Raw genomic sequence first — 8,453 nt, 5'->3', positions numbered from 1 at the left:
AAAAATGGTCCTTGATTCTCGGTATGAAAACTATTGCCCACATTAATGGAAGTACAATAACATAATGTGAAATCAACTCATTTGGTATTTAATATACCGTAAAAATATGTGCGAACGGGGAGATAAGTTTTATGAAAATAACAATTATTAAAGAATTTCAGATAGATATACAGAATCCTGTGTGACATTATTCTGAGCTTCGGTTTTTTTCTGAACTTCTCTCCAAATCTGAAATCTTTTTCTCATAATGAAGAATGGACTCATACAGGATCAGGCGGCGAATGTGATTCATTCTATCTGACTGATCCATCAAATAACCTATAGTATGATGAGTGTTATGAATTAATATATTTATAGTAATACGGAATATATGTGAAAATAAATAAATTCAGAAGATCCGATTGTATACCAGTAAATCGAATATTGAAATAGCCATTCAGAGTATTCATTCAAGTCATGGATTCAACAACCCATTATATAATTAAATCGGCAGATTTTTCTCCTTCAAAGTATTCAAAATCGGGATGAAAAGTCACATGATTTTTTTCACCTGGATATCTCAAAAATCGGGCAATTTGAGTGTAAATAAAATACGGATCGATGTATCCGATAAAAACCAGTATAAACCTATCAAATTTAAAAAATAATCCCAAAATAGAATTTCTCAAGAGGTCGCTATTCTCATAAAAAAATGATCCGAATAATGTGTCAAAGGGGTTGAGATCTGCCAACTATGACCGGCTATAGAGATGAAATACAGAAAGTTAGAATAAACTACATATGGTTGACATAAGAGAGAATTTAACAAAATAGGCATAATCATTATCTCATGTAGCTTGTATAATTCTATAATTCATCACATTACCCTCATGAAGGATCATGAAAGGAAGATTGTAAATGTGTAAATAAGATGCGACATAAGACTAAAATGTGTGACCTATTTTTCAAGATTTCCTGAAAATTTAATCAGGAACCAAAAAATTATCGATAGATGAATTGTTATTATCATCTCAGTATATCAAGCCTTGATCAGCATCTCATCTTTTGTGATTAAATCAGAAAGTATTCTTACGATCTGATATAAAATACATAGTATCTTCATAAACCTACTATGCAAAAAAACCAGACTATACCTTGAGAATGATACCTATGACAGAAAATCTGAATGAAAACGACAATTCGCGGTGTTGGGCTGCATTCTGGGAAAAGACAACCCAAACCGGAAACAAGAAAGGACCTATGACTCCCGCGTTCTGGAACCATATGGCTCACCGATATGCCCGGGACACACCTCAGGAAAAAGAAGAAGCCAGACTGAAAAGGATATTGGACCTGATTATCAGTACAGGCATTGACATAAAAGGATCCCAGGTTCTTGACATCGGTGCCGGAACTGGTTCTCTCTCAATCCCACTTGCACATATGGGTGCTCACGTGACCGCCCTTGATTTTTCAGATGAGATGCTGAAAAAATTAAATAAACGGGCAGATGAGGAGAACGTCACCATTCAGACAGTCTTAAAATCCTGGGACACAATCAATCCTGATGAGGAAGGATTTCGAAAAAAATTTGATCTTGTTATTGCATCCATGACACCAGCAGTCAGGAATCCCCATGATCTCTCCCTCATGCTTGAAGCGGCAAAAGGAATCTGCTATTACAGTGGATGGGTTCATCGAAAATGGGATCCCTCATACTATGACCTCTACAAAACTCTGTTTCATGAGGAGTTCAAAGAATCACCCCATGGGTTTTACCTCCCGTTCATGTACCTGTATCTGCTCGGATACCGGCCGCAAGTATCCCTTCTTGAGGATGACTGGAGTAATTACGAGACGATAGATGAGTATATTGAGACTGCTGCTGGTTTTTTCAGCACCACAAGACAGATTGATGACCAGATGAAAGACCGTATCAGGGAGTATATCACCCCCCATGCACAAGATGGAAAATACCTTGCCCGATCACAGGTAATAACCGGCATGATGGTCTGGGATGTAAGAGAACAGAACACAAAACCCTGAATTTACATCAGGAGAAGATACAATTATGAAGCTTAAACCAATGAAGAGGGAATCTGTATTTCCCCTTCCAATAACCCTTATCTCAACGATCAGTTCAAAAGGCATCAGAAATATTGCACCATATTCCTGTGTCATGCCCATATTACGACCACTTGATCTGGTCTGCATCGCAACCGCCAAACGACGGGATACCCTTGACAATATCAGGGAAACCGGGGAGTTCGTCATCAACATGGCTACAACCGACTTAACTGATGCAGTCATCCCGACTGCCCGAATTTCTCCTCCGGAAGAGGATGAATTTATTTCAGCCGGTCTTGATGAGAAACCATCAGTCGTCGTAAAACCCCCGGGAATAATGGGCTGTTATGCATGGATGGAATGTACATTGGATAAACTCATTGAAGAGCCATCATACATCCTCATTATCGGGAAAGTTGTACATCTTGAGATTCTTGATGAGATATACAGGCCAGATGGTTCATGGGATGTTGAACGGGCAGAACCACTCCTCATGACCGGATCTGATACCAGTATGCATTATTGCACCGTAACTGACACCGGCCGATCGGATCCATTCAGTGCGATGTTCCCGCATAATGTCGATCCCATCGCGAAAAAATACCAGGATGATTAAATCCTGGTTTCAACCAGATTGTGTGATCAAGTTGGACTATTCTGTCCTGCAGAATGCTGTTTTTCCGATGATGAACATAATGATGTCAAAACAAACCAGGACCAGGATATCCAGTTCCATCGGAAAGAGCTGCACCCAGGTATCTCCCATCATAACCGTCCGGAGGGCATCAACACCATAGGTGAGAGGATTTACATAACTCGCCCATTGAAGCCAGATTGGAACATTGGCAAGCGGAAAGAGTGCCCCGCTTAAAAAGAACATCGGGAGATTGATAAACGTCTGAATTAGCCCGAATCCCTCAAAACTTTTCATCAGGCTTGCAAAGGTAAGGCCAATACACACAAGACCGGTTGTTATCAGGATCATGAGTGGCAGAGCCTCGAAAACCATGAACACAGTAACCGGTATTCCAATCAGATACGCAAAAGGAAATATGACAATCCCCTGGATCATTACATCTGTACTGACACCAAGCATTTTCCCCAGAAAGACTGACGTTCTTGAGATAGGAGAGACGAGGATCTCTTTTAGAAACCCGAATTCCCGGTCCCATATGACCGACACTCCCATGAACATAGCAGTAAACAACATTGCCTGGACAACCAGTCCGGGGAAGATAAACTCCTGGTAATTTATTCCAGGCATACCAGATGAAAATCGCATCCCGGTTCCAAAGATAAAAAGCCATAACAGAGGCTGACAGATGGCGTTTAATAGCCTGGGTTTTTCCCGTAAGAATTTCTTGACTTCCCGAAGCCACAGAGTGTAAATCCCTCGAAGTTCACTCATCTGGCTCTCCGCCTCTTCATCATAGCAACCCTGCCGGTCTGCTCCCGTACCTCTCCCCCACCCAGGTCTTTTCCTGTATAATGGATGAAGACGTCATTCATATCCGGATGGGTGATGGTAATATGGTCAATCCGTATCCCTGCATGAACTGCTGATTCGACAATTCGGGGAAGGAGGAATTGAGCATTCTGCACAAAAATTTTAATTTCTGACCCCTGAAAGGACACATCTTGTACAATATTATCCCGTATCAGCACGTCTGACAGATTCTGGATCTGATCAGAACCCATTATGATAGTATCTCCTGCTACTTCCTGTTTTAATAATGAAGGCGTGTCCATCGCAACTATGCTTCCCTTATCAATAATTGCAACCCGATCACAAAGCCGGTCTGCCTCCTCCATGTAATGAGTGGTCAGAATAATGGTCATCTCTTCTCTTTTTCGCAATTTTCTGATATAATCCCAGATATGCTCACGGCTTCTGGGATCCAGACCGATGGTGGGTTCATCAAGAAACAGAACACGGGGATAATGGAGCAGGCCGCGGGCGATTTCAAGTCTTCTTCGCATCCCTCCGGAATAGGTATACATGAAATCATCAGCCCGATCAGATAATCCTACGAGGTCAAGGACTTCCTGAATCCGCACATTCTGCTCAGACAAAAGAACTCCATAGAGATCAGCATGCATCTGGAGGTTTTCACGGGATGTCATATCAGAATCAACACTTGGATCCTGAAATACGATACCAATAGACGTGCGGACCTGAGCCGATTCGCGAATAATATCAAACCCGTTTATGTGTGCAGAACCGGAGGAGGGTTTCAGGATGGTACAAAGCATAGATAAAAAAGTGGTTTTACCCGCACCATTCGGTCCGAGTAGTCCGAAAACCTCTCCTTTCTGGATAGTCAGAGATATATTGTTCACGGCAGTGTGTGAACCGAATCGTTTGGTAAGATCGTGTGTTTCAATAATAGATGCCATATATCATTTATCCAGTTAACGGGATAACAACCGGATATCCATACATCTCACGAATTGCTGTCTGAACACCATAGACATCATGGATCATCTCCGGAGTAACATCCTTACAGGTTCCTGCAGAATAAATCATCCCTGATTTGAGAAAGATGAACTTATTAAGGAATCGTAATGCAAGGTTGAGATCATGCATGGTCATGATGACAGAGACAGAATGAAACCGGGTAATATTGCGGATCTCGGAGAGTATCTCAAGCTGGTTTTTAAGATCCAGGCTTGATGTTGGCTCATCAAGGAGAAGTAAATCAGGCTCCTGGACAAGAGCTCTTGCAATAGATACTTTTTGAAGTTCCCCTCCGCTCATCTGGTCAATATACTGAAGTGAGAGATGTTCCAGGTTTAACCGCTTTATGACTCCATGAACGATCTTCAGATCTTTTTCTGAAATATCCCAGGTGATATGAGGCCGCCGCCCAAGAAGAATAGCATCAAATGCCGTCATTCTTCCACTTTCCTGTTTCTGAGGGACATACCCGAGCCGTTTTGCCACGTCACGCTTTGCAAGATGCATGATATTCTGTTCTTCTACCATAATCGTTCCCCCGGTTGGTTTGAGGATAAGATTCAGGCATCTCAGCAAGGTAGTTTTCCCAACCCCATTCGGTCCCATTATAGCAAGAACCTCATTTCGTCCCAGCTCGAAGGTCACATCATTAAATATTTCCCTGCTTTTATACTGAAACGATAAACCACCGACGGTAAGAATCATCGATTATACCCCCTGACCAGGAGATAGAGAAACATGGGTGCACCAAGGAATGAGGTGACCACAGAAACCGGTACAACATGCGGGACTATTATCACCCTTCCGACGGTATCTGATGCCAGAAGTAAAATTGCCCCCATGATAATCGTCCCCGGGATAGTAAACCGATGGTCATCACCTACTATCCTCCGGATGATATGAGGAGAGATGAGACCCACAAATCCAATAATTCCTAAAAATGACATTATCACCGCAGTTATCACAGAAACAACGATCATTCCTACAATCCGAATCCTTGCTACATGAACCCCAAGACTTGATGCAGTCTCATCACCGGCATCGATAGCATTGTAGTCCCACCGGTGATAGTAAAAATATACCAGGGATAAAACAGTAACAACTGCCATAATTGCAAGTTCTCCCCAGTCTGCCCTGCTCACATCCCCAAAGGTCCAGAATACGACTGCTGCAAGCTGAGTATCATCTGCAAAAAGCTGGAGAAACATGGTCGCGGCAGTACATAATGAACCGATTGCAACTCCGGCAAGAACAGTAACTTCAGGTGTCGCCCGTTTCAGGTGGGAAATCAATAAGATTACTGCGGTAGCCAACAGGCAGGAGATAAATGCGACAAATGTAGTCGCGAAGGGATTATCAATGACATACGGATTGATGGAGCTATTCTGCATCACACCAGAACCAAGGATAATTATTGAGAATGCTGCTCCAAACGCTGCTGCATGAGCAATCCCAAAGGTAAATGGTGAAGCAAGAGGATTGCGCAAGATCGACTGCATCGCAAGACCCGCACATCCAAGCCCGGCACCGGCCACGATGGCAGTCAATGCCTGAGGAAGTCTGATGCTCAGGATGATCTTATTCCATTTTAGCGATACAGACTCCCCTATTAATGTCTGAAACACTTCAATCGGGGGTATCGAGACCGCACCGCTTGAAATTGACAATATCAGGAGAAAAAAGAGAATAATTACCCCGATACAGAGGATAATGATCTTCGTCCGGGTATACTGGAGATAAGCTGCTGGTAATTCTTCATTGTCAAAATGCATGAATTACTACTTCCTCTCTCCTTATTGCATACTCAGCTTTGTAAATGCCAAATTTTCAAATCCATCCCTGTTGATCTGTGAGAATAACTTCTTCCCAACAAGGAATTCATAGATTTCATCAGCCTCACTGACCGGATCAATATCGGAGAATTTTTCAGGATAGAGTAATTTTCCGATGTAATAGGCATCTGCAAGAACGCTCTCCTGATTTGTGGTATACCAGTTAAAGGAGAGCAATCCATATACATCCCCGTTCTGTACCGCCTTCATATCCTCAAATTCTGGTTTCTTCAGTTCACTCAGTGCATCTGCACCCTGGGACTTGAGTTGTTGTGAACCAAGGTCAATGAATACCATGTCCGGATCCCACCCGATGATAGATTCCTTCGCAACATCACCACAATCCATATCAGGTTTTGCTGATTCTGCTGCAACATTTTTCACTGCAACCAGCTGGAACGGAGTATATGCAAATGACGTCCCCTGCAGACCATGTGATCCGGCACATCCCACTCCACCGACATATGCAGATATTTTGTCTGCATCAGGTACATCTTTCGTCCGATCAGAGAGATCCTGCTTCCGTTCGTTGAAGAAAGATATTACCTCTTCTGCACGGTTCTCCTTATTGAGGATTTTTCCCATGAGACGGAGGGTTTTCTGCATATCCTCATACTCATCAACCAGGTCCCCATATTGTAATGCAACTACCGGGATTCCAGTCTTTTCCTGAAGCTGATTTGCCTCATCCTTGTTTGTGTATGTTTTAAAGATAACCTGTGGACCGATATTTGTGATCTTTTCCGGATCATCCTTCCTGAACTCACCAAAGATAGGGAGATTGCCAAACTGAGGATTTGCAAGACGGTATGCACGTGAATCGTCCGGAGAGATGTTTACCTCCAGGGCATCAACCGCAATTACCTTATCCTGTGCCTGCAGGTAGGTCAGGTATCGCAGACATCCGGCTCCTGAACAGATTACCGAATCAGGGTTAAGAGGGACCGTGACCTCTCTTCCGAGACCGTCAGTAATCGTTGTCTCTTCTCCTGAAACAGGAAATACACATATTCCTGCGAGGAGAGAAACCACCATAAACCCTAGAAAAAAGGTTTTTGAGAATGAACGAAACATACAGATGTACGTTTAGGTTGTTTTTATTATTACGTTTTTTTAATTGTTAATATTTTAATATAATTATTTTTTATTGGCTAATACTTAATCCGACTCCACCTTTGTATACGCAAGCCGTGCAGAATTTTTAAGGGCTATCGCGAGGGCAACCTGATGGCCAACTGCACCGAGTGCCGGGGATATAACCCCTGTTCCGGCTAACACTATCAGTAAAAAATTAAGCAGAAGGGACAGTACCACATTTATCAGGATAATTCTGCTGGTCCGTCTTCCAAGTCTGAAAAAGTCAGGTAGTGCTGAAAGACCATCCTGCATAAGAATTAGATTGGAGGTCTCCAGTGCAATGGTATATCAGGGAAATCTAAATATCTCGATTGCAGGATATGCCATTTAATGTATTATTATGAATGATTAACAAGGAAAAATAATAATTAGAGAAATATCCGTACAAGTAACTAAAAAAATAATTTCGGTAATACTATCTATATTAAAATTTAATTTTATATAGAATACGTATGAAAAAGATTTATGGACTGCTTCTGGTACTCCTCATGGCAGGATTCCTGCTCGGAGCCGGATGTACCTCAATAGATACAACCCAAAAACCTGTTGATACAGCATCTGAAAAACCTGCTGTTACGATCACACCAACAGAGGCCCCATCCGAAAAAGTTCTTCGTGTCGGAGATCTATGGGCTGTCTCTTCTATTAATCCGGGAGACGGACATGACGGGGGAACCTTTGTTACCGAAAAAGCAATCGTAACTGAAACATTAATCGGCGCAAATGATAAGTTTGAATTAACGCCTAATCTCGCTCTTTCGTGGTCTCAGGTAGATGATACCACATGGGAGTTCAAGATCCGTCCCGGTGTTCATTTCCATAATGGCAAAGAGATGAAAGCTGCAGATGTGAAGGCCTCTCTTGACAGAACTTCCAACCTGTCTCCAAGTACTGCAACACTCATGTCGTATGACAGATGTGAAGTTGTTGATGATTACACCATCCGCATTCACACAAAAGAACTCAATCCCCTTGTGCCA

9 protein-coding genes are annotated in these 8,453 nt (G+C 42.5%); 3 read left to right on the top strand and 6 right to left on the bottom strand.

Annotation, left to right across the window (positions count from 1 at the left end; genetic code table 11):
• The first annotated feature begins 1,263 nt into the window (after positions 1-1,263).
• Both LDL35_RS12795 and LDL35_RS12790 read left to right on the top strand, forming a co-directional pair.
• Positions 1,264-2,025 (top strand): class I SAM-dependent methyltransferase, encoded by a 762-nt coding sequence (locus LDL35_RS12795; RefSeq protein ID WP_304023045.1) that lies wholly within the window; start codon positions 1,264-1,266, stop codon positions 2,023-2,025.
• Positions 2,026-2,050: 25 nt separating this feature from the next.
• Complete coding sequence (locus tag LDL35_RS12790; RefSeq protein ID WP_304023043.1) at positions 2,051-2,662, top strand: flavin reductase family protein; 612 nt, start codon at positions 2,051-2,053, stop codon at positions 2,660-2,662.
• A 36-nt stretch (positions 2,663-2,698) separates the two neighbouring features.
• Here the strand turns inward: LDL35_RS12790 and LDL35_RS12785 are convergent, their stop codons facing one another.
• From LDL35_RS12785 to LDL35_RS12760, 6 genes are all read right to left on the bottom strand, one after another.
• Positions 2,699-3,454, bottom strand: a complete 756-nt coding sequence (locus LDL35_RS12785; RefSeq protein WP_304023041.1) for an ABC transporter permease — start codon at positions 3,452-3,454, stop codon at positions 2,699-2,701.
• Positions 3,451-4,443 (bottom strand): ATP-binding cassette domain-containing protein, encoded by a 993-nt coding sequence (locus LDL35_RS12780; RefSeq protein ID WP_304023039.1) that lies wholly within the window; start codon positions 4,441-4,443, stop codon positions 3,451-3,453. The genes LDL35_RS12785 and LDL35_RS12780 overlap by 4 nt, the downstream gene beginning before the upstream one ends.
• A 7-nt stretch (positions 4,444-4,450) precedes the next feature.
• Positions 4,451-5,209: an ABC transporter ATP-binding protein gene (locus LDL35_RS12775; protein ID WP_304023037.1), complete on the bottom strand. Its 759-nt coding sequence runs from the start codon at positions 5,207-5,209 to the stop codon at positions 4,451-4,453.
• Positions 5,206-6,276 (bottom strand): iron ABC transporter permease, encoded by a 1,071-nt coding sequence (locus LDL35_RS12770; protein ID WP_304023035.1) that lies wholly within the window; start codon positions 6,274-6,276, stop codon positions 5,206-5,208. Before LDL35_RS12770 ends, LDL35_RS12775 begins: the two co-directional genes overlap by 4 nt.
• Positions 6,277-6,297: 21 nt before the next feature.
• Positions 6,298-7,371 carry an iron ABC transporter substrate-binding protein gene (locus tag LDL35_RS12765; RefSeq protein WP_304023033.1) on the bottom strand — a complete coding sequence of 358 codons (1,074 nt, stop codon included), beginning with the start codon at positions 7,369-7,371 and terminating at the stop codon, positions 6,298-6,300.
• 123 nt (positions 7,372-7,494) lie between these two features.
• Positions 7,495-7,725, bottom strand: coding sequence for a hypothetical protein (locus LDL35_RS12760; RefSeq protein ID WP_304023031.1), 231 nt, complete (start codon positions 7,723-7,725; stop codon positions 7,495-7,497).
• Between the two features lie 200 nt (positions 7,726-7,925).
• Between LDL35_RS12760 and LDL35_RS12755 the strand changes: the two genes are divergently transcribed.
• Positions 7,926-8,453 (top strand): ABC transporter substrate-binding protein (locus tag LDL35_RS12755; RefSeq protein WP_304023029.1); only part of this gene is annotated, 528 nt, incomplete at its 3' end.

The sequence above is a fragment of the Methanospirillum hungatei genome (assembly GCF_020216685.1).
GTDB classification, from domain to species: Archaea; Halobacteriota; Methanomicrobia; order Methanomicrobiales; family Methanospirillaceae; genus Methanospirillum; species Methanospirillum hungatei_B.
This window is presented reverse-complemented; position numbering and strand designations above follow the sequence as displayed.

Excerpts from the sequence above, each read along its gene's own strand:
- LDL35_RS12795 (WP_304023045.1), top strand. The coding sequence starts at position 1,264 with ATGGCTCACCGATATGCCCGGGACACACCTCAGGAAAAAGAAGAAGCC.
- LDL35_RS12790 (WP_304023043.1), top strand. The coding sequence starts at position 2,051 with ATGAAGCTTAAACCAATGAAGAGGGAATCTGTATTTCCCCTTCCAATA.
- LDL35_RS12785 (WP_304023041.1), bottom strand. The coding sequence starts at position 3,454 with ATGAGTGAACTTCGAGGGATTTACACTCTGTGGCTTCGGGAAGTCAAG.
- LDL35_RS12780 (WP_304023039.1), bottom strand. The coding sequence starts at position 4,443 with ATGGCATCTATTATTGAAACACACGATCTTACCAAACGATTCGGTTCA.
- LDL35_RS12775 (WP_304023037.1), bottom strand. The coding sequence starts at position 5,209 with ATGATTCTTACCGTCGGTGGTTTATCGTTTCAGTATAAAAGCAGGGAA.
- LDL35_RS12770 (WP_304023035.1), bottom strand. The coding sequence starts at position 6,276 with ATGCATTTTGACAATGAAGAATTACCAGCAGCTTATCTCCAGTATACC.
- LDL35_RS12765 (WP_304023033.1), bottom strand. The coding sequence starts at position 7,371 with ATGGTGGTTTCTCTCCTCGCAGGAATATGTGTATTTCCTGTTTCAGGA.
- LDL35_RS12760 (WP_304023031.1), bottom strand. The coding sequence starts at position 7,725 with ATGCAGGATGGTCTTTCAGCACTACCTGACTTTTTCAGACTTGGAAGA.